This window comes from Halomonas sp. ND22Bw, assembly GCF_003011945.1.
Lineage (GTDB): Bacteria > Pseudomonadota > Gammaproteobacteria > Pseudomonadales > Halomonadaceae > Halomonas > Halomonas halophila.
Window position 1 is genome coordinate 1 of the sequence record NZ_PXWD01000883.1, and the last position, 271, is coordinate 271.

Here is a 271-nt window from a genome sequence, read left to right on the forward strand (position 1 = left end):
CAGGATCAGGTCGCGCTCGACCAGGATCGGGACCTGGCCGTACGGATTCATCACGCTGATGTCTTCGGGCTTGTTGTACAGGTCGACGTCGCGGATCTCGAAGTCCATGCCCTTCTCGAACAGGACGAAGCGGCAGCGGTGGGAAAAGGGGCAGGTCGTACCTGAATACAGAACCATCATGGCGGGAGACTCCTAAAAATCAAAAAGAGTGGGTCGCGTTGGCAACCCACTCCGTGGGACCGGCTGCACCCCGAAGGCGCGCGCCGATCGG

1 protein-coding gene is annotated in these 271 nt (G+C 60.5%); it reads right to left on the reverse strand.

Annotated features, from left to right (window positions below; all coding sequences use genetic code 11):
• Positions 1-180 (reverse strand): glutathione S-transferase N-terminal domain-containing protein (locus CVH10_RS20700; protein WP_181244592.1); only part of this gene is annotated, 180 nt, incomplete at its 3' end.
• Positions 181-271 lie beyond the last annotated feature (91 nt).